The sequence below is a fragment of the Mesorhizobium sp. P160187 genome, from assembly GCF_057766425.1.
The window spans coordinates 59,024-78,220 of the sequence record NZ_JBYMDX010000003.1; the positions used below are offsets into that span (position 1 = coordinate 59,024).

15 protein-coding genes and 1 pseudogene are annotated in these 19,197 nt (G+C 60.0%); 8 read left to right on the forward strand and 8 right to left on the reverse strand.

The genetic code is table 11. From position 1 onward, the window contains the following. Nucleotides 1–5: 5 nt before the first annotated feature. Genes asnB through AC3CCE_RS03505 form a run of 3 tightly spaced genes read left to right on the forward strand, consistent with a single transcriptional unit; the run spans nucleotide 6 to nucleotide 3,898 of the window. Nucleotides 6–2,033 (forward strand): asparagine synthase (glutamine-hydrolyzing), encoded by a 2,028-nt coding sequence (asnB, locus tag AC3CCE_RS03495; protein ID WP_352626968.1) that lies wholly within the window; start codon nucleotides 6–8, stop codon nucleotides 2,031–2,033. Next, nucleotides 2,023–3,579 (forward strand): class I adenylate-forming enzyme family protein, encoded by a 1,557-nt coding sequence (locus tag AC3CCE_RS03500; RefSeq protein WP_352626966.1) that lies wholly within the window; start codon nucleotides 2,023–2,025, stop codon nucleotides 3,577–3,579. The genes asnB and AC3CCE_RS03500 overlap by 11 nt, the downstream gene beginning before the upstream one ends. A 52-nt stretch (nucleotides 3,580–3,631) precedes the next feature. Beyond that, nucleotides 3,632–3,898 (forward strand): acyl carrier protein, encoded by a 267-nt coding sequence (locus AC3CCE_RS03505; protein ID WP_023670883.1) that lies wholly within the window; start codon nucleotides 3,632–3,634, stop codon nucleotides 3,896–3,898. A 54-nt stretch (nucleotides 3,899–3,952) separates the two neighbouring features. Here the strand turns inward: AC3CCE_RS03505 and AC3CCE_RS03510 are convergent, their stop codons facing one another. After that, nucleotides 3,953–4,645: a N5-glutamine methyltransferase family protein gene (locus AC3CCE_RS03510; protein WP_023689767.1), complete on the reverse strand. Its 693-nt coding sequence runs from the start codon at nucleotides 4,643–4,645 to the stop codon at nucleotides 3,953–3,955. Nucleotides 4,646–5,142: 497 nt separating this feature from the next. On the opposite strand from AC3CCE_RS03510, the gene AC3CCE_RS03515 reads away from it, so the two are divergent. Next, nucleotides 5,143–5,514 (forward strand): response regulator, encoded by a 372-nt coding sequence (locus AC3CCE_RS03515; RefSeq protein ID WP_023817741.1) that lies wholly within the window; start codon nucleotides 5,143–5,145, stop codon nucleotides 5,512–5,514. 746 nt (nucleotides 5,515–6,260) lie between these two features. On the opposite strand, the gene AC3CCE_RS03520 is transcribed toward AC3CCE_RS03515, so the two are convergent. The 6 genes from AC3CCE_RS03520 to AC3CCE_RS03545 form a co-directional block, all read right to left on the reverse strand. After that, a complete protein-coding gene (locus AC3CCE_RS03520) occupies nucleotides 6,261–6,446 on the reverse strand; it encodes a hypothetical protein (RefSeq protein ID WP_023681021.1) in 186 nt (61 codons plus the stop codon). A 638-nt stretch (nucleotides 6,447–7,084) separates the two neighbouring features. Beyond that, entirely contained in the window at nucleotides 7,085–7,276 is a 192-nt protein-coding gene (locus tag AC3CCE_RS03525; RefSeq protein ID WP_352513637.1) for a hypothetical protein, read from the reverse strand. 1,441 nt (nucleotides 7,277–8,717) lie between these two features. Next, complete coding sequence (locus AC3CCE_RS03530) at nucleotides 8,718–8,849, reverse strand: hypothetical protein (RefSeq protein WP_352513636.1); 132 nt, start codon at nucleotides 8,847–8,849, stop codon at nucleotides 8,718–8,720. A 428-nt stretch (nucleotides 8,850–9,277) separates the two neighbouring features. Next, nucleotides 9,278–9,580 (reverse strand): hypothetical protein, encoded by a 303-nt coding sequence (locus AC3CCE_RS03535; RefSeq protein ID WP_352513635.1) that lies wholly within the window; start codon nucleotides 9,578–9,580, stop codon nucleotides 9,278–9,280. Further along, on the reverse strand, nucleotides 9,525–10,262 hold the full coding sequence (locus tag AC3CCE_RS03540) for a site-specific integrase (RefSeq protein WP_352513634.1): 738 nt from the start codon (nucleotides 10,260–10,262) through the stop codon (nucleotides 9,525–9,527). Before AC3CCE_RS03540 ends, AC3CCE_RS03535 begins: the two co-directional genes overlap by 56 nt. Nucleotides 10,263–10,548: 286 nt before the next feature. Next, nucleotides 10,549–10,782, reverse strand: a complete 234-nt coding sequence (locus AC3CCE_RS03545; protein WP_352513633.1) for a hypothetical protein — start codon at nucleotides 10,780–10,782, stop codon at nucleotides 10,549–10,551. A 509-nt stretch (nucleotides 10,783–11,291) separates the two neighbouring features. Between AC3CCE_RS03545 and AC3CCE_RS03550 the strand changes: the two genes are divergently transcribed. The 3 genes and pseudogenes from AC3CCE_RS03550 to AC3CCE_RS03560 form a co-directional block, all read left to right on the forward strand. After that, nucleotides 11,292–11,765: a hypothetical protein gene (locus AC3CCE_RS03550; protein WP_352626962.1), complete on the forward strand. Its 474-nt coding sequence runs from the start codon at nucleotides 11,292–11,294 to the stop codon at nucleotides 11,763–11,765. 10 nt (nucleotides 11,766–11,775) lie between these two features. Further along, a complete protein-coding gene (locus AC3CCE_RS03555) occupies nucleotides 11,776–12,516 on the forward strand; it encodes a calcium-binding protein (RefSeq protein WP_352626960.1) in 741 nt (246 codons plus the stop codon). Next, nucleotides 12,513–12,614 (forward strand): annotated as a pseudogene (locus AC3CCE_RS03560) (hypothetical protein); the annotation flags it as partial. The gene AC3CCE_RS03555 and the pseudogene AC3CCE_RS03560, both read left to right, overlap by 4 nt. A 215-nt stretch (nucleotides 12,615–12,829) precedes the next feature. Here the strand turns inward: AC3CCE_RS03560 and AC3CCE_RS03565 are convergent. Beyond that, entirely contained in the window at nucleotides 12,830–14,026 is a 1,197-nt protein-coding gene (locus tag AC3CCE_RS03565; RefSeq protein WP_488377099.1) for an IS256 family transposase, read from the reverse strand. A gap of 51 nt (nucleotides 14,027–14,077) precedes the next feature. Here AC3CCE_RS03565 and AC3CCE_RS03570 point away from each other — a divergent pair, with 51 nt between their 5' ends. Further along, nucleotides 14,078–19,033, forward strand: coding sequence for a beta strand repeat-containing protein (locus AC3CCE_RS03570; protein WP_488377100.1), 4,956 nt, complete (start codon nucleotides 14,078–14,080; stop codon nucleotides 19,031–19,033). Nucleotides 19,034–19,197: the final 164 nt, after the last annotated feature.

Below are 19,197 nucleotides of genomic sequence, written 5' to 3' on the forward strand. Positions count from 1 at the left end.
CGAGCATGTGCGGCATCGGTGGAATCGTGGCGCTGAATGCCACAGCGGCTTCTCCTTCGCGGCAGGCGCTGATGCAGATGATGGGCGCGCTGGCGCATCGCGGGCCCGACGGGCGCGGTCTCTACCGGGACAGACGCGCGGGGCTGGCGCATGTGCGCCTGTCCATCGTCGATCTTTCCGGTGGCCAGCAGCCGATGGCGGATACAGGCGATACGACGTGGATCGTGTTCAACGGCGAGATATTCAACTACGTCGAATTGCGTGAAAAACTCACGGCGCTCGGCCACCGCTTCCGAACCCGCAGCGACACGGAGGTCGCGCTGCACGCCTATCGTGAGTGGGGAGAAACGGCCTTCGAGCGGATGAACGGCCAATGGGCAATTGCAATCTGGGATTCAGTGGCCAATCGTCTCGTATTGTCGCGCGACCGCTTCGGCATTTGCCCGCTGTATTTCAGCGAGCATGCGCACCGGCTTTATTTCGCCAGCGAAGTGAAAGCCATTTTCGCGGCCGATCGAACCATCCCTCGCGCCTTTGATCCCGCCGGCATCGATCAGACGTTCACGCTCTGGACGGTCGTTCCGCCGCAAGGAGTTTTCCACGGAATCAACGAACTCGAGCCGGGTCGTGTCCGCATCTATCAGGATGGCACCGTTCGTGAGCGGATTTTTTGGCAGCCTTCCTATCCCGACGATTTCGGATCGCGGCAGGGCGAGTTCCCCGGGTCCTCCAACAACGCGGTGGACCGCGTGTCTAGCGCTCTTGAGTCCGCGACGGCGCTCAGAATGGTGCGCGCCGACGTGCCTGTCGGGTGCTACCTCTCCGGAGGGCTGGACAGTTCGCTTGTGGCCGCGCTCGCAAGGCGCTTCGCGGGCGATCGCTTCCAAACCTTCTCCTTGCGTTTTGCCGACGCCGAATATGACGAGACCCGCTTCCAGCGAATGGTTGCCGAGACGATCGGCAGTGAGCACCATGAAGTGGTCGTTTCGCGCAGAGATATAGCCGGAATCTTTCCGGAGGTAATCCAACACACCGAACGCCCGATCCTGAGGACTGCCCCGGCGCCACTCTTCCTGCTCTCGCACCTGGTGCGCGAGCGTGGCATCAAGGTCGTGCTGACCGGCGAAGGCGCTGACGAAATGTTCGCCGGCTACGACCTGTTCCGCGAAGGCAAGGTCCGCCGCTTCTGGGGGCGCCACCCGACTTCGACACGACGCTCTCGGCTCCTGGAACGCCTTTACCCCTATCTCACCCGCTCGCCGGTGCAACAGCAGGCGATGGCGCGTCAGTTCTTCGGGCGAAATATTCACGCTTACGACGCGCCGGGCTTTGCCCATGAAACACGCTGGCGAACCACCAGTGCCATCAAGCGCTTGTTTACGGCCGATATGCGGGCTCGAACGCAGGGCCGCGACGCCGTGTCCGAGTTGCTCGCCCGTCTGCCCGCGCAGTTTGCCCGTTGGAGCCCCCTTGCGCAGGACCAGTATCTCGAGGTGCAAACACTGATGTCGGGCTATCTGCTCTCCTCGCAAGGCGACAGGATGCTGATGGCTCACTCCGTCGAGGGGCGCTTCCCGTTCCTGGACGATGAACTTGTGAGGCTCGCGAATTCGCTGCCACCCTCCTTCAAACTCCGCGGCCTCGACGAGAAGCACGTGCTGAAGCGCATGGCGGCACCCATCCTGCCCTCCGAGATCATAGCCCGCAAGAAGCAGCCCTTCCGTGCGCCCAACGCGCTTTGCTTCGTCGGCGCAGACGCTCCGGATTACGCACGCGAGGCGGTTTCGCAGGCGGCCCTGCGCGAGGCGAATGTCTTCGATCCAAAGGCGGTCACGCACCTGCTTGCCAAATGCCAGGCCAGAACTGGCGATGGCGACCTGTCCAATGCCGACAACATGGCGCTGGTCGGCGTGTTGTCGACCCAACTTCTTCATCAGCAGTTCGTCGCGGGTTGTCCCAGTGCAACGCTCGAATGCACACTCAGCGTCGACGTCGACTGCGAACATCGGGAAGAGCGCCTGCATGTTGCATGATGCCGTACCATTGCTGCATGACTACCTCGCCCATTCAGCCGTCCGACACGGAAGTAAGGTGGCGCTGGTGTGCAACAGGCAGCGTGTCACCTACCTCGAACTCGAAACGCGAGCCAACGCGATCGCCCGGGACCTGGCCGCATCCGGCGTCGTTCGCGGTGATCGCGTGATGATCTTCGCCGACAACACCGTCGAGACGGTGGTTAGCTTCTGGGCAGTGCTAAAGGCGAATGCGGTGGTGTGCATCGTCAACCCGCTCACCAAGAGCGACAAGCTCGATTATCTGCTCAACGACTGCCGGCCGACGGCGCTCATCACGGACGGCCATCTGCACGCGATCTTCCGCGAGCCGGCGCGCGGCTGCCCGTCACTTCTGCGGGTGATCGTATCGGGACCGATCGACGACGTCGAACTCGCCCAGCTGCCGTTTGCCGTGCGCTGGGACGCCGCCCTCGCCAATGGCGCGGATACGCCGCCGGCACGGCAGTGCATCGATGTTGATCTGGCAGCCATCATCTACACGTCCGGGTCGACGGGCGAACCCAAGGGCGTGATGCTGACGCACAGAAACATGATGGCCGCGTGCGCGTCTGTCGCTTCCTACCTGGCGATTGCCGAGGACGAGGTGATCCTCAATGTCCTACCCCTCGCCTTCGATTATGGACTGTACCAGATGATCATGGCTTTTCGTACCGGCGCCCGGCTGGTGCTCGAACGCTCGTTCGCTTTCCCGGCACAGATCCTCGGGTCGATCAGACAGGAGGGGGTTACGGGCTTTCCTGGCGTGCCCACAATCTTTGCCGCACTCTCCGAACTCAGGTCCCTCAAAGACCAGGATTTCTCGAGCATCCGCTACGTCACAAACACTGCGGCAGCCCTACCCCTCAAGCATATTTTCATGCTTCGCGAGCTGTTTTCGGGTGCACGCATTTATTCGATGTACGGTCTCACCGAATGCAAACGTTGCACCTATTTGCCGCCAGAGGACCTCGAGCGAAAGCCATTGAGCGTAGGGATCGCAATCCCGAATACGGAGATGTGGATCGTTGACGAGCATGACAGGCGGATAGGCCCCGGCGTTGTCGGCCAACTCGTCATTCGCGGCGCAACGGTGATGAAGGGGTATTGGGGCAAGCCCGAGGCAACGGCCAGGAAACTCAAACCCGGCCCGCTGCCAGGCGAGCAAGTCCTATACACCGGCGACTACTGCCGGATGGATACGGAGGGTTACCTCTACTTCGTTGGCCGTGGGGATGAGATCATAAAGTCGCGAGGCGAGAAGGTGGCGCCAAGGGAAGTGGAAAACGTACTCATGGACATTCCAGGAGTCCGGGAAGCGGCCGTCATCGGTGTTCCCGACGAGCTCCTCGGGCAAGCGGTGAAAGCCTTTGTGGTGATGGAGCATGGAAGAGCCATTGGCGAAAGGGAACTGCAGAAGGAGTGCCAGAAGCGTCTGGAAAACTTCATGGTCCCGAAATCCATCGTCGTTGTGGCGAACCTGCCGATGACGGACACGGGAAAACTCAAGAAAACGGCGCTGTCATGATGCGGGGCCAGAACCAAGTCGCGTTAATGGTGTCGTTAGGGAGGACGAATTCATGTTGACCATCAAGGAACGCACCGGAATCTACAGCGAGCAGATTCGTAGTTTCTTGGTTTCAAATTTCTACGTCAGCGACGTCAAGGCATTGCTGGATGACGCATCCTTGCTCGATCAAGGCATTGTCGACTCGACGGGTGTGCTTGAGATTATCGGGTTCATCGAGGAGACCTTTGGCATTACCGTCGAGGACAGCGAACTTCTGCCTGAAAACCTCGATTCCATCCAGGGGATCGAGCAATACATCATCCGCAAAATGAACTGATGGGTGAGCGTAACGCCCAGAGCAGCCCCGTATTTGGTCTGACTGTCGCAGGATTCATGCCTGCGTCTTGACTTGCCCCAGAACCACCCGGCCCTCGCCCGCTTCGTTCGAGACCGAACGGATGTTCTCGAATGCCTTGCTGCGTTCCAGCAGACCCGCTACCTGTCGGTCTTGGCCAAGCCCGACCTCGAAGAGCAGGATGCCGCCACGCCGCAGGTATCGCGGTGCGTCTTTCAGTACGCGCATATGAATGCTCAGGCCGTAAGGGCCGGCTGCGAACGCCTCGCGCGGTTCAAGCTCGATCAGATGGGCGCGGTCGCCCTCGAGCCGCTTTTCAGAAATGTAAGGCGGATTGCAGACGATTACGTCGATAGTTCCGTCTAGCCCAAGGCCGATGAGAGAGTCGAACAAGTCGCCCTGAAGCACCGAAAGACGCTCAGCCATGCCGTGATGTGAGGTGTTGCGGCGTGCCGTTTCGACGCATTCATCGGTGAGATCGCTTGCCCAGACAAGGGCGCTGGGCACATGGTAGGCGATCGCGCACGCCAGATTCCCAGTGCCGCAGCACATATCAACTATGCGCGGAGCCGGCAGGTTCATCTGATGCAACACACCAAGCGCGGTCTTGCCGAGCAACTCGGTCTCAGGTCTGGGGACGAGCGCACCGGGCGAAACCAGCAGTTCAAGTCCCATGAACATGGCGCGGCCGGCGCCATAGGCATCCGCTACACTGAACTCTTTGCTCATGGCCGACCCCATCGCTTGATCTCCCCAGTATAGATCTGCGGCGCTCATGCGCCAGCCAAACCTGCTCCGAAATCATGAATTCTCAAGCCTTTCCTTCGAAAAACTGCAGGCACAAACTCGGTGCATCGCACTTCTGACGCTCATTGACCGACCGCAATCTCAGGTCGCCCAAGATGGAGAGAGAGAGAGAGAGAGAGGTGCTACTCATGCTTGAAGAGCCAATGGCGTGGTACGGAGGCTTTTAGATTTTTGCGGATCGTGGAGAGGGGTAAGCGCCTATCCAACTCTCGATGGAGCGGGGGCGGACCGCAGCTCCATTGACGCGCTAATCTTCGGCTCCGGTAATTCAGCAAGTGGTCGGTGGAAGCGCCTGCGCTCCAGCATCAGCCTCACCTTGCTGCATGGAGAGGTTACCTATAGGTTTGCGGACATGTCGAAACAACTGTCCGAAGGTCTCGGATCGACATCTCATTTCCGGTCAATCGCAGAGAGGGGCCGTGAGCGAAAGCGTGAGTGTTCTGATTGTTGAGGATCAATGGCTAGTCGCGCAGGACACTGCCGCGCGGCTGCGTCGCGCCGGTTATCAGGTGGTCGGACCTGTGCCGTCGGTATCCGCCGCTCTGCGTCTTATCGAATCGGACAAGATTGACGTGGCGTTGCTAGACATCCAGCTGAACGGTGAAACGGGTCTGCCCGTGGCGAGGATATTGCAGGCGCGAGGCATCCCCTTTGCTTTCTTGTCGGGATTTGGCCCCGCCGACGTTCCCGCGGCTTTCCGCGACTGCAGATTCCTGCCGAAGCCGGCAACCGATGCTGTCATCCTTGCTGCTGTCAGCGAGTTGGCGTCCCTGCGCACAGCTTCGCGCTGACATTCGCTCCGACCGTATTATTACCGGAGTTGCGCCCTGGCGACCTGATAGGCCGGGCGAGGTCAGTTTCACACAAGGCAACATTGGAGCTTTGGCCAGGAGGACGGCGGACTACGACCGTCGAGGACGGAAATTCAGCGTTCAAAAAGCATCCGCCGGGGTTCCACTTCTCGGCCTGTTGGCGGCGATTTGGACTTAGGTCCGATCCCGGTCGCCAGAGGTCGGATTGCGGAACATCTGCCAAGGACCCACGTTCGGGTTTGAGCACGGAGGTCCCGGCCGATCTCGAAGCGCAAGTTTCACGGGCAACTGTTGGGGAGTGTCGTAGTGCCGATTTCAAACGATATGGGGGACGAGTACCTGGAACTGGAATGTCCAAACTGTTCTCATGTCATCATAAAAAAGGGATCGTGGTTGAAGGTGATATCCAACTTCAACTGCACCCAATGCCATGCAAAAATCAGAATTGGTTATATGACCAAGCTCGCGCTTTTCGAGAAAAAAAGGCAAAGCATGAACCCGGCTGCACGGTGAGAGTCCTAGCGGCCCGACAGTCGTTCGGGTGGTGCGTTGAACCGTCGGGCCTGACCGGCCCGATGGCGGGGGAGCCAGGCCGGCTGGGTGAATCGTATACATTAGATCGTGCTTATCAAGCCCAAATCCGCGGCGCGACATCGCCTGGTGGGCAACGGTGAAACCCGCGCCCGTATACGCGCTAGGAGGAACGTCGGCGGTCAACATGCCGCTCATTCGTAGAGAGTGCGAACAGCTTCATCAAACAGCTCCACCTCGGCTTCAACCTTTTCAGCCGCTTTATCGACCTTGTCGAAACGCTTCAGCATTCGGTTGTGGAGCATGGACAAGCGTGCGGCATGGTAGACCACACTGCGCTTGTAACCTTCAGAGTCGAGTGGTTCGAACAACATTGTCATGGCAGCAATCCTCAATGTTTTCCGTCCTGCAATCCTTCCCTAGTAAATCGTCAATTAACTCTTTCGTTCCGCTGGTGATGCGAAGGCGCCCGAATGAATAACTCGTTGCGCTGTCTCCAGACTGCACGAGCGTGATTCGTCTGTCCGAGGTTGGGCCTCAAGGCTTGCGCTTGCCTCGCCTGTTCGGCTCGTGCTGCGTCAGTCACGATGGACGGCCAGCTTCAGTTTTCAATCGCGTTGGGCGTGAGTTGAATACCGGCGCTGCCAAGAAATTGCCGATGATCAACCTGCTCTGTGGGACCGATCAACCCGTCAGGAGCGACGAACCGAGCCGGCTTGTATGATCGGCCCGCCGCTGGGACGCGAGCGGATCGAAGATCACGTCGGCAGGTGCTCTGCCCTCTCTAGGACGACGGCGCCGCGCGCAGTTACTGAAAAAACCCAAACAGAATAAGAGCGAGAAAGGCAAACAGCAGCGCTGCAGCCGCTAGCAACACACCTTTGTTGGAGCCCCGCCGAGGTTGAGGGTCAGGCACGAGTTTTTTCCGGTTTGGGAGTTCATTCATTGGACATTAATTTGCGGCTGCAAATTAGGTTCCGCTCATGCTTGGATGCCTACAATGCCGCCCCACAGCGCCCTACAGGCGCACGACCTTCGCTAGCCCTAGGCGTATCCGCTGGCCTTCTGCAAAGGATAACGCGAACGATTCCTGATTGAATGACCGGGCAATTTCCTGATCTTTCTCAACCACGCGGACGAACCATTCGCCGCAGGTTTCTGTCACTTCGACGCAAGGGACGGCCTTGCGGAATGGAGCCGCGTTATCCATCACAGCCGACCTACGAGCAATGGCAGCATCAGTTTTATAAGGCCACCGAATTCGGGATTTCAATGCAAAAGTCGATACGTGATCATGTAATTTACGGGATCAAGTAATTAGTGAGCAGCGGATCGCATTTGAAGTGCGCTAACGATCACCTATGTGCTCACCGAAGCATTGGGGTTCGGCCGACACGGTGATTTTGAAGGCCTACGGCAATTCCTTCTCTGAGAAAGTCGCTGACCGGCATGATGGCGCACTGAACCAAGATGGCGGGCATGGGGCCCGGCTGCAAGCTGCATGGACTTCGGAAGACGCTGGGGAAGTACCTGGCCAAGGAGGGCGCGACCCCGAAACAATCGGCAGGCATTCTCGGCCACGACGTCCTGGACCACGTAGAGCTTTACAGCAAGGACGGAGCAGGAGCGGCTCGCCGTGGATGGCATGGCGAAGCTTCTGAAGCGGTTTGTCTAACCCACTGTCTAACCAGGTTGTCTACCCTCGACGCAAAGCCTTGTGCATGAAGGCGACTGGTGGGCCCGGAGGGTGTCTAAAAATCGTTGATTTTCTTAGTTTTTTCTTGGGCCAAAATCAGAAATCTTCCCGTATCGTTCCGTATGTTTCCCGTGACGCTATGAAGTCCACTCCAGCTAACCTCGTTTGAGAACGTTCTGAGGCATGCTCTAGAACGGCCGCAGTGGTGCGGGAAGCATTACGAGTTTTTGGACGTACCTGCTGAGGCAGTTGCTGCGTTCAAAGCTGCCTTGCCAAGGGCGTCTATTTTAACAGCCACATCCGCAATCGTTATGCAGTCCGGCTCGCGCCAGAGCGCTGACATCTGGAGACGCCGGGCTTGTGCAGGGATGGCCCGCGCCTGCTTCCGAGCGCGGGCCGACCATGATGAGTGAGGGGCCATCTTGGTCACCGGCAGGACCGCTGAGAACGAGCCGGGTGTGACCGAACAGCCTCGGAGCGAGGATGTTCCCGGCTGACGCAAAAAGGCCGAAGGGCGCAATTGGCATCGACTTAATTAGGTCCGGATCATTTTAACGAATCGTTGACCGCGCTGTCCCAGAATAGGACGGCGCGGTCAAACCCCAACCTTGGCTGCGCAGGCGGCTTCGGCACTCAGTTCCACCCCCGAGCTGTCGGAGCCGCCACCCACCCCACACTTATACCAGCAATGGTTGAACCAACCGTTACTGCACGTGCTTTCCATGGCGCTTCCCTGATCGTTAGACTTTGACGGATCAAACAGGGGATTCACAGATTCGGAGACTCGACCGATGGAAACGATCTTCGATGACATCGGCAACGGCCTCAGAGCGCCCGCACAGACGCATGGCGCCCTGTATGCGCCTTCGCATCGACATGGCCGGCAAGCTGTTCCTTGGCGTCGCAATTGGCCTGGGCCTTGGCTTTGGAATGGCGATCGCGGGTTAGACCCGACCTATCGGTTCGGGCGGTCCGTAGCCAAAGCATTGTAGAGCACCAAACACGCCAGCAACGAAATGACGCTGCCCAGCAGGTCGCCTACGGTCAGGCCGGAAAAATAGACAAGATCGAACGCCAGTACCGCCATCGCTCCAGCCAATCATGATTCGGGACACTGCCGACATTAACCGTTAGTCGGCGCTAATGTTCCGGTCTGGATAGTGTTCAATCTTTTGGTTGAACTTGCGCCAAAGTTGGGCGACGCAATCAAGCTTGCGAATGAATACGTCTCCGGAGACGTCCCCATCGGCCAAGAGGTTTTCGAGGCCATCGGAGCGTCGCGGAAATAGAGAGTTGGCGAAAGAGGCGGAACGCTATCCGGTCTGGCAAGCTCGCTCCCACACCACGCAACGTCATCCAAAGTACCGCGAGGAATAGGAATGGCTCAGGTCCGCAAGCGCACCCTGCCCTCCGATGAAGTTCGCTGGCTGGCAGAAGGATGCCGACGCCTATCTGGTAAAGGTGCGACGTGACCTGCAGCTATGATTCGAATCCAGGTTCCCCAGCCAGTTGATTTTAAAGCCATTTTCCCGTTTCGTCATTAGAACATTTCGTGTCAGTCGGACGCCCGGTCGGTAATTTTTGTTCCCGTTCGAGCTTGCGGATGGCGCTTTCGCCGAGCGCCGGCTCTCGGTTGAGGCAGTTAGAATCGAAAATTGCGGCCACATCCCGAAGGCTGTGGCCGGTGATCGTTGCGATTTCCGGCACCCAGGCCTCGACGAGCGCCAGGCGCGTTACAGCAGTCCCGCGAATGTATTGAAGGTCACTCCGACCACCCCGGCCGAGGCGCAGGCCTTGCGCCAGATGATCGAAAGCCATCTGAGGTCCATGGCACGCCGTCGCTGTTCAAAAGTATCTGCCCGACCTTGTCGCGCAGCGCCCCGAGCGCAGCCTTGAGCGGCCCTCCGACGGGAATGACCACACGAGTTCCGGTCTTGGATTGCTGCAGGCGGATCACCTTGCCGTCATACTGCTGCCAAGTGAGCCGCAGCAGGTCGCCCTGGCGCTGGCCGGTCCACAAGGCCAGTGTGAGCGGCAGATGCAGGTGCGCGGGAGCGCTGGCATAGAATGCGGCCTCGTCGGCGGCAGTCCAGACGTTAGCCACCCTGGTGCCGCGATAGAGGCGCCCGCCCTTCTCGCAAGGATTGGCTGACACAAGGCCGCGACCGTGTCCCCAGGACAGGATCCTCGCCAGCACCTGCCAGCCATAGTCTGCCTGTCGGCGCGATGCCTTGGCGCGCTCGTCGCGCCACTCCATGAAGATGCCGTGCGTGCGGCGGTCGCTCATGCCCGACAGCGGGAAGTCACCGAATTTGTTTCCGATAACCTTGATCAGCTTGACATAGTCGGCTTGCGTGCGCGGCGCCAGGTCATCCAAATCCGAGCTGGCCTGAAATTCATTCAGCACGGACGGCAGCGCGCCCTGGCGCGGCTTGGCCTTGGTCGCGGCGGCAGCTTTGTAGGCTGCGATGAATTCGGGATCTCCAGGCTTGCCAGGCAAGGTGGCCCGCCCTTCCAAGCCCACTAGTAGGTGACGAGGCTGCCGTCGGCGAGTTGTTTCGTGCGGCTGTTCAGCCCCTTAAGACGAACGCGCATGATTTTTTATACACTGGTCGACGGGGTTTTCCGGTTCGCTCGTATGTGTAGCGGCGATGACCACGATCTTGCCCGTCGCCTCTACCCTGCCAGGCTCCATGTTGCCTTAGCGTGCGCTCTTGATCCGCGCGCAATATCGGCAATTTTGAAGGAGATCAGTGTGCCGGCCATTTTGGATTGCTCCCGCCTTTTCAGCCGCCGCGTTTTCCAAAAGATTGGTGAGGTTTTGGATTAACTGCTTGGAGCAGATCCTTGACGGGCAGCCCCATCACCTTCTCGATGTCAATTAAGACTTCCAGGACAATTCGAGCCGGCCTGAGAATGATCGAAACCGGATATTGATCGCGCCTAATTACCTCTCCTACCGGAGACGATGCATCGAAATCAGACCATCCCTGCCCTTCCTGGTCGAAAGACAAGGCCAAGGTGCGGAAATTCGGACTCTTGGGACCCTCTCAGATGGTTACAGCAACCGACACAGTGAAACGCAATTGTCCATGAGATCGGCGGTTGCTGCTACACCTTCCCCTCACTGGGGCATGCGTTTCTGGAAGGCGGTCCGCAGCCGGTTCCGTGCACGTTTTATTTTGACTGTTAACTGTCACGCTAGTCGAATGTTGACGACTCCCCCTCGGAAGAGTTAATAATCTCCTAATATAAGCATTTTCTTAAAAACATGATCGGCAGCCGACGAGTTTGCCGACGCAAGGGGAGACGCAGCGCGACGACCAATCTCGTCGCAACATCATCATCATCATCAACATCGAGCCGCCATCCGTAAACGGTACTGCTGAGTCAGCCGTTCGCAAGGCGTAACATAGCGGCGGTTGGGTGGGCTGACGAAGTCTATGAGCTTTGATAGCGAGTGCTTTGTCTTTTCAGTGCGGTCGGTAAACGGATGTGGGGGCATCTGTGTATGAGTAAGAGGGTTATAATGGCTGCTTCTCAAATCGTACACGCCGACGGAATTTCGACGTTGCTTCCCGATACGCCACAGGGCGGAGATTATACCTACCGCTTAGCCGAAAATGCGCCCGTCCCCATTTCCACCGTTCTGACCATTATATCTCTCGATGGGTCGAGTAGCGATCTGGCCGAAATCGCACTTTGCTCTCCGAATGATGAGTTTTCCGCCTCGACCGATCCGAAGAAGCCCGCTGTTGCCTGCGCAGATTCAGCAGGCATCAAGCTGTGTTTGCCGGACTCGCGAGCGTGGGCGTTTGGCATTGGTACACATGCCATTGGTCTGGATGCGAACTCATTTGGTCCGGCGCTCTCGCCCAGGATCAAGCCGTTTGTTGGCGAAGGCGAACTTGCCCTCATAGGTTCACAATTTTTGAGCGACGCCGCTGCAAGCGGCAGGTCGATGTCGACACGTCTTGATCGACAAGAACAACTAGCGAGATAGGGGACGGGGTATGGCAACGACAACTGGTACAAGCGGCAACGACAATCTGGTCGGCGGTAGTGGTGTGGACATACTGTCCGGGGGCGCTGGAGACGATCGCCTGAACGGCGGATCGGGTGATGACGTCCTCAATGGCGGTAGCGGGTTCGATACTGTTCTCGGCGGGTCAGGGACGGACACTCTGATCTATAAGGCCTATGAAAACCAGTACCGCCTTGGAAGCACATTCGCGAGTTCCACCCAGACGGTGACAGGCGGGATGCTGTATTCCGGAACAGACCAGACCATCAACGGGATCGTGCCAACTCAAACGTTGCTGGGCGGGACCACTTTTTCGGGTTATGATTCCTACGATGGCGGAAACGGCGCGGTGCAGCTCGGTAAGACTGGATCCACACCCGACGTCGACACTATGCAGATCTGGCTGAGCGCAGCTCAGTTCAGCGACGCGGCCATTGCGGCAGAGATCGCTTACGTCAAAAACGTATGGCTTCCCGCACACATCAGCGCGCAAACTGGCCAGGCTGATAGCTCTGTCTATACCTTCAAGACGCTCGATCTTAAAATCACCGGTATTGAGCAGATTGTAGTTCTCAACGAGCAAGGAACAACAAATCACGCGCCCTCGACGCCGACTGACAGCGACGGTGCCGTCGGCGGCAGTGTTTCGGAAGGCGCCGTCAATGGCAGCCCGGTCGGGATCACGCGATTGCAACCGATGCTGACGGTGACACGATCACCTACAGCCTGAGCGACAATGCCGGCGGCCGGTTTGGGATCAACGCCATCACTGGCGTGGTGACGGTCGCCAACGCCTCGCTGCTCAACTACGAGACGGCGACCAGCCATACGATTACAGTACAGGCGAGCGATGGCCACGGGGGGATAACTACCCAGAGCTTCACCATTGCGGTGACCGACGTGGCTCCCTCGACGCCGACCGATACCAATGCCGCGGCCAATACGGTAGCCGAGGGAGCGACCGCAGGCACGCTGGTCGGGGTGACGGCCTCGTCAAGGTTGTGTGCGTCAAGTTCTGCAAAATGGGGCGGCCATGATGCTGGTCATGCGGCTTGGCGCAGAGCGAGCTTCTTGTGCTCGCGCAGGACGTCCATATTGATGTATCGGTTGGCCTCCATCCAGTTTTCATTGGTCTCGACGGCCAACGCCCTGACCAGGCGCAGGCAGCTTTCGGTGTTGGGGAAGATGCGCACGACATAGGTGCGCCGGCGGATTTCCTCGTTGAGCCGCTCCAGCATGTTGGTGGATTTGAGATGCTTGTGGTGCTGTCTCGGCAGCCTGAAGAAGGTCAGGGTTTGTTCGATGGCATCCTCGGCCCAGCCTGTCAGGCGCGGATAGCGTGCCGACCATTTGGCAAGCCATGCGGCAAGATCAGCCCTGGCCTCTGCGAGATCGCGCCGGTCGTAGAGCCAGCGCAATTCCTGCAGGCAGTCGTCGCCGTGCTTCCTCGGCAGATGATCGAGCGCGTTCCTGAGGAAGTGCACGTAGCAGCGTTGCCAGGCGGCTTCGGGGATCACCTCGCCGATCGCTGCCACCAGGCCGGCGTGATCATCGGACACGACCAACTCGACGCCCTTGAGGCCGCGCGCCTTGAGGCCGACGAGGAAGTCCCTCCAGGCCGAGCGGCTCTCGCGATTGGCCATCTCCACGGCCAGGATCTGGCGCCTTCCGTCCCAGTCGATACCGACCGCTATCAGCACCGCCTGGCTCATGACAACACCGGCTTCACGCACCTTCTCGTAGCGCGCATCGAGGATGAGGTAAGGAAACGGCTCTTGAAGGGGGCGCCTGGCAAAGGCAGCGAGGCTCTCGTCCAGCCGCTTGTTGATGGCCGAGATCGACGAGGCCGAGAAGGCATGGCCGCACAGTTCTTCCGTGATCGCCTTCACCTTGCGGGTCGACACGCCCTGCACATACATCTCCGCCAGCGTCGCCACCAAGGCCCGCTCGGAACGCTGGTAGCGCTCGAACAGCTCGGTGGAGAAGCGCCCGGCACGGTCCTGCGGAACCCGCAGCTCGAGCTTGCCGACCCGCGTCACAAGGGTACGGCCGTAATAGCCCGAGCGATAGCCAAGCCGTTCGGGCGTGCGCTCGCTCTTCGAGGCACCCAGCGCCTCGTCCATCTCGGCCTCAAGCACCTCCTGCATCACCGCACGGAGCACCTCGTGCAATCCATCCGGGTTCGAAAGCAAAATGTCTTTGACGGCAGCGCTGGCGGTCTTAACTTCAGTCTTGGTCATGGTGGCGTTCCTTCGCGGGAATCAGGTGACGTGAACAATCACCAGCCTGCCATGACCGCCCCCTCTCAGCGAATTTGCAGAACTCTCAGCACACTACCCTCGTCAAGCGACGTCCATGGCGGCACGGTGACGTACTCACTGAGCGACGATGCCGGCGGGCGATTCCAAATCAACTCGACCACCGGCGTGGTGAGCGTGAGCGCTGCGGGCGCCGGCACGATCGACTACGAGAGCAGTGGCGGCAGTTACACGATCAAGGCGGTTGCCAGTGATGGGACGCTGACCAGCGCCTCGCAGACCTTCACCATTGCGGTGGGTGATGTAGCTCCGTCCGTCCCGACGGACGGCAACGCCGCTGCCAACTCCGTTGCCGAGGGAGCGACCGCAGGCACGCTGGTCGGGGTGACGGCCTCGTCAAGCGACGTCCATGGCGGCACCGTGACGTACTCGCTGAGCGACGATGCAGGTGGGCGGTTCCAAATCAACTCGACCACCGGCGTGGTGAGCGTGAGCGCTGCGGGCGCCAGCACGATCGACTACGAGAGCAGTGGCGGCAGTTACACGGTCAAGGCGGTTGCCAGTGATGGGACGCTGACCACCACCGCGCAGACCTTCACCATCGCCGTCACCGACGTTGATCCGAGCACGCCGACCGATACCGACGGCGCGACCGGCGGCAGCGTTGCGGAAGGCGCCATCAACGGCACCGCCGTCGGCATCACCGCAAATTCGACCGATCCGAACGGCCCGGCCGTGACGTACTCGCTGAGCGACAATGCCGGCGGACGCTTCGCCATCGACGCCACCACCGGCGTGGTGACGGTCGCCAACGCCGCGCTGCTCAATTTCGAGGACGCGACCAGCCACACCATCACCGTCCAGGCCTCCGACGGAGCCGGCCCGACCACCGCGCAGACCTTCACCATCGCCGTCACCGACGTTGATCCGAGCACGCCGACCGATACCGACGGCGCGACCGGCGGCAGCGTTGCGGAAGGCGCCATCAACGGCACCGCCGTCGGCATCACCGCAAATTCGACCGATCCGAACGGCCCGGCCGTGACGTACTCGCTGAGCGACAATGCCGGCGGACGCTTCGCCATCGACGCCACCACCGGCGTGGTGACGGTCGCCAACGCCGCGCTGCTCAATTTCGAGGACGCGACCAGCCACACCATCACCGTCCAGGCCTCCGACGGAGCCGGCCCGACCACCGCGCAGACCTTCACCATCGCCGTCACCGACGTTGATCCGAGCACGCCGACCGATACCGACGGCGCGACCGGCGGCAGCGTTGCGGAAGGCGCCATCAACGGCACCGCCGTCGGCATCACCGCAAATTCGACCGATCCGAACGGCCCGGCCGTGACGTACTCGCTGAGCGACAATGCCGGCGGACGCTTCGCCATCGACGCCACCACCGGCGTGGTGACGGTCGCCAACGCCGCGCTGCTCAATTTCGAGGACGCGACCAGCCACACCATCACCGTCCAGGCCTCCGACGGAGCCGGCCCGACCACCGCGCAGACCTTCACCATCGCCGTCACCGACGTTGATCCGAGCACGCCGACCGATACCGACGGCGCGACCGGCGGCAGCGTTGCGGAAGGCGCCATCAACGGCACCGCCGTCGGCATCACCGCAAATTCGACCGATCCGAACGGCCCGGCCGTGACGTACTCGCTGAGCGACAATGCCGGCGGACGCTTCGCCATCGACGCCACCACCGGCGTGGTGACGGTCGCCAACGCCGCGCTGCTCAATTTCGAGGACGCGACCAGCCACACCATCACCGTCCAGGCCTCCGACGGAGCCGGCCCGACCACCGCGCAGACCTTCACCATCAATGTGACGGACGTCAACGAGGCACCGACGGTGACCTCGGGTGCGACGGCTAGCGTGGCGGAGAACGCGCCGGCCAGCACGGTGGTGTATACCGCGACGGCGACCGATCCAGACACCACGGCGCCGAACAATACCAAGACCTGGAGCTTGACCGGCACCGATGCGTCGCTGTTGAGCATCAATTCCAGTGGGCAAGTCACGCTCAACACCTCGGCCAACTTCGAAGCCAAGAGTTCCTACAGCTTCAATGTCGTGGACACCGACGGCGGCGGCCTGACTGGCAGCAAGGCCGTGGTGCTGAGCATCACCGACGTCAACGAGGCACCGACGGTGACCTCGGGTGCGACGGCTAGCGTGGCGGAGAACGCGCCGGCCAGCACGGTGGTGCATACCGCGACGGCGACCGATCCAGACACCACGGCGCCGAACAATACCAAGACCTGGAGCTTGACCGGCACCGATGCGTCGCTGTTGAGCATCAATTCCAGTGGGCAAGTCACGCTCAACACCTCGGCCAACTTCGAGGCCAAGAGTTCCTACAGCTTCAATGTCGTGGACACCGACGGCGGCGGCCTGATCGCCAGCAAGGCCGTGGTGCTGAGCATCACCAACGTCAACGAGGCGCCGACGGCGCCTACCGATACCAACAGCGCGAACAATTTCGTTGCCGCGAACGCCGCGAATGGCACGCTTATCGGGGTCACGGCAAATTCGACCGATCCCGACGCCGGAGACACGGTTACCTATAGCTTTACGAGCAATCCCAACAATCTGTTCGCTATCAACTCGGCGACCGGCGTAGTGACCGTCGCCGACAGCTCGAGTCTCAATGCGGGCTCCTACACGATCGGAGTTCAGGCCACTGACAATCATGCGCTGTCCGGTCCGAGCTCGAACTTCACTGTCGCGGTGGCAGGCCTCGCGGTGACCTTGACTTCAGCGCAAATCAGTAATCTTGAATCCGGAAATCAGCTCAACAAGAACACTGACCTTGGAATTTTCAATGTCATCGGGAACCCTAACGCGAACACCTATACCTTCTCGCTCCCCAGCAACGTAGGCGACAACAACAGCTTCGCTATCAACTCGACTACAGGCCTGCTGTCGACCGGGACATCTAACGTAGGCTCAAACGCGACTTACCATCTCACTGTGACAGTTACGTTTGGGGCCAATACCTTATCGGTGCCAGTCAATGTTATAGCTGGAGGAACCGGTAACGACTCGCTATCGGCCACAACCGGAATTAATTTGTTCTACGGTCTAAATGGAACTGACACCATCGCGGGGGGCTCCGGCTTCGACGGAATTATCGCTGGTGCTGGGACCGACACCCTTATTGGAAATGGCGGAGGCGATTTTCTGGCGGGGGGCGGGCAAAGCGATACGTTCAAGTACAATGCCATCACCGACTCCCAGTCCGGCATTGTCAACAACGTTGCCAATTATGACACGATCGCCGATTTCACTTCGGGGACGGACAAGATCGATTTGACGAGCTTTATCGCTTCGGCTTTCACGGCGTTTAAAACGAGCGACGTGGGGGTCGCAAATGTCGCGGCGCATACTATCGCCTGGCATTTTGACAGCGCCACCAATCAGACGATTGTCTACGCCAACCAGACCGCCGGTGCCCTGGCGCAAGGCAACTCTGGGCTGCTCGAAATCCATCTAGCAGGCACCCCGTCGGTGGCGGCAGGCGATTTCCTGGATACTGGTGGCCTGGCTGTAGCGCCCGCCGGCATCGCCGGAGAGCCGATCAATCTTGCCCTGACCGCACCGTCGGCGAATCTTGTCCCCGTCTTAGTCACAATCGCCGGCGTTCCTTCGGGGTGGACTTTGAATGAAGGCACTAACAACGGCGACGGCACGTGGACGGTTAACACGAACGACGTGCAATCGCTGACCGTCACCACGCCTTCCGAATTCACCGGCGCAGCCGTGCTCGACGTCCAGATGACCTGGACCAACGCAGACGGCACGACCGGCAGCGCGTTGATCGTCGACAATGTCGAAGCCTACGCGCCGGGCTCGCCGATCTTCGCCTGGTCCGGCGACGACGTGCTGACCGGCTCAAGCGGCAACGACCTGTTCGTCTTCTCGCAGCCGATCGGCAATGACACAGTCCACAGCTTCGATGCGGCGGCGGACAAGATCGATCTGATCGGCTATTCCGGCTTTGTTGGCTTCGCCGATGTCCAGGCGCATATGGCGGACGACGCCAACGGCAACGCGGTGATCACGCTTGGCGACGGGCAGTCGATCATGCTCGACGGCGTGCACTCGAGCGCACTCACCGGAAGCAATTTCGTCTTCGACCAGACACCGTTGGTCAACAATTCCGGCACCATGACGATCGGCGACGGCGCTTTGCTGCCGCTGAGTGGCATTATCAACAACAGCGGTCTCATCACGCTTGACTCGGGCGGCGGCGATACGCTGTTGCAGGTCATCCAGCATGGCGTGACCCTGCAGGGTGGCGGGCAGATCCTGCTGTCCGACAGCGCCGCCAACGTCATCTCCGGCACGGGGCCGGACGTCACTCTGGTCAATGTCGACAACACCATCTCAGGCGCCGGTCAGCTGGGCGGCGGGATGCTCAGCCTTGACAACAGCGGCACCATCATCGCCACCGGCTCGAACGCGCTGGTCATCGACACCGGAGGCAGCGTCGTCGTCAATTCGGGAACGCTGGAGGCAACCGGCTCCGGCGGCCTTACGATCACCGGCGGGCTGGCGAATTCCGGCATGATCTGGGCCAATGGCGGCAATATTGCCATTAACGGCCAGGTCACTGGCGACGGCGATGCCACGATCGGCGATCTGTCGAAGCTTGAGTTCGGTGCGGCCTCTTCAACCGACGTCAAGTTCGCGGCGGATGCCGCCGGCACATTGCAGCTGGACGATTCCTTCGATTTCAGCGGAAGCATCGCCGGCATCACCAGTGACGACAAGGTGAACCTCGAAGACATCCTGTTCGGCACCGGAACGTCCGCTGCCTATCAGGCGGACCTCGACGGCGCCGGAGGGACGTTGACCGTCACGGACGGCACGCACAACGCCACGCTCCACCTGCTCGGCGTCTACGATGCCCACAGCTTCACACTTGCCGACGACGGCACCGGCAGGACGGTGGTGCAAGTGAGCGACTTTGTGATGTGAACCAAAAGGAGAGCCGCACGGATAGGCGCGGCTCTCCTCATGCTGCGGGCTCCTGATTCAGCTTACGAATTAAGGTTTACGGCAAGAATAGGAAGGGAACCACGTGGCCGATTGGACGATCAGGAGTAGTATCGGTTCCGGGCGTGGACAGGGGGGCGGTTTTC